At 68.8% G+C, this 1449-nt stretch carries 1 protein-coding gene; it reads left to right on the top strand.

The annotated features are described in order from the left end of the window. Window positions 1-231: 231 nt before the first annotated feature. Window positions 232-1428, top strand: coding sequence for an IS110 family RNA-guided transposase (locus IO40_RS0132735; RefSeq protein WP_016468145.1), 1197 nt, complete (start codon window positions 232-234; stop codon window positions 1426-1428). Window positions 1429-1449 lie beyond the last annotated feature (21 nt).

The following is a 1449-nucleotide window of genomic DNA, read 5'->3' as shown; positions in this document are numbered from 1 at the left end:
GGCTCTACCTTCTTGATCGGGTTGATCGAGCCATTCGTAGGGTTGGGTCGCCCAGGGGTGCTGGGTGTGGCTATCAGGCGGCTGCCGTCTCGTGGCATACGACGCTTCGCCGCCCGGCACCCCACGACGACTCGGCCGCCGATTAGGAAGTGCGAACAAGTCGCTGTGTAGAGCAATGCCGGCGAGGTCGTCCGTGGCACGAGCAGAACAAGCACGTACGTCAGGAGCACGATGAGCCGGATATGGGCGGGGATCGACAGCGGCAAGGGCCACCATCACGGCCTGGCCCTGAACGCGGACGGCAAGACACTGCTGTCGCGGCGGGTGGCCAACGACGAGCCCGAGCTGCTGCAGCTGATCGGGGACGTCCTGGACCTTGCCGATGGCCGTGAGGTCACCTGGGCCATCGACATGACCGGCGGCGAGCCCGCGCTGCTGCTGGCCCTGCTGGTCAACCACGGCCAGGAGGTCCTCTACATGCCCGGCCGCCTGGTGAACCGGGCCTCCGACGGCTACCGCGGCGAGGGCAAGACCGATGCCCGCGACGCCTACGTGATCGCCGACCAGGCCAGGATGCGCCGCGACCTGCGGTCCATCCGCCCCGGCGACGAGGCCGCCTTGGAGCTCAAGCTGCTGACCGGACGCCGGTCCGACCTGGTCGAGGACCGCACCCGCGTGGTCAACCGCCTGCGGGGCACGCTGCTGAGCATGTTCCCCGCCCTGGAGCGGGCCCTGGAGGTCACCAACACCGGCCCGCTCAGACTGCTGACGGGCTACCAGACACCGGCCGCGATCCGCCGGGCCGGCACCGCACGGCTGACGAAGTGGCTGGCCAACCGCAAGATTCGCAACGCGAGGGCGCTGGCCGAGGCCGCGGTCGAGGCCGCCGAGCGGCAGCACACCGCCGTCCCCGGGGAGAAGACCATCGCGAAGCTGGTCCACACCCTGGCCGAGGAGGTGATGGCCCTCAACGAGCAGATCCGCGAGATGGACAAGCTCATCGAGGGCCGGTTTCGTGAGCACGAACTCGCCGACATCGTCCTGAGCGTCCCCGGTATTGGCCTCGTGCTGGGCGCGGAGTTCCTCGCCGCCGTCGGCGGCGACCTGGACGAGTTCGACTCCCCGGACGCCCTGGCGGCCTTCGCCGGCGTCGCCCCCGCACCACGCGACTCGGGCAAGGTCAGTGGCAACCTTCACCGGCCGGTCACGTATCACCGAAGGCTCCAGCGTGTCTTCTACACGTCCGCGCTGGTCAGCGTCGGCTGCGACCCGAACTCGCGGAAGTTCTACGACCGCAAACGCGCCGAGGGGAAGAAGCACGTCCAGGCCGTGCTCGCCCTGGCTCGCCGACGCGTCAACGTCCTGTGGGCCCTGATCCGTGACCGACGGCGCTATCAAGTCATGCCTCCAGTGACTACGGCCGCTTGACAACAGCATTAGGAAGCGTCG

Origin of the sequence: Streptomyces albus subsp. albus, from assembly GCF_000725885.1 — a bacterium.
Classification (GTDB): domain Bacteria; phylum Actinomycetota; class Actinomycetes; order Streptomycetales; family Streptomycetaceae; genus Streptomyces; species Streptomyces albus.
This window is presented reverse-complemented; position numbering and strand designations above follow the sequence as displayed.

Coding starts and splice junctions, on each gene's coding strand:
- IO40_RS0132735 (WP_016468145.1), top strand. CDS start 232: ATGAGCCGGATATGGGCGGGGATCGACAGCGGCAAGGGCCACCATCAC.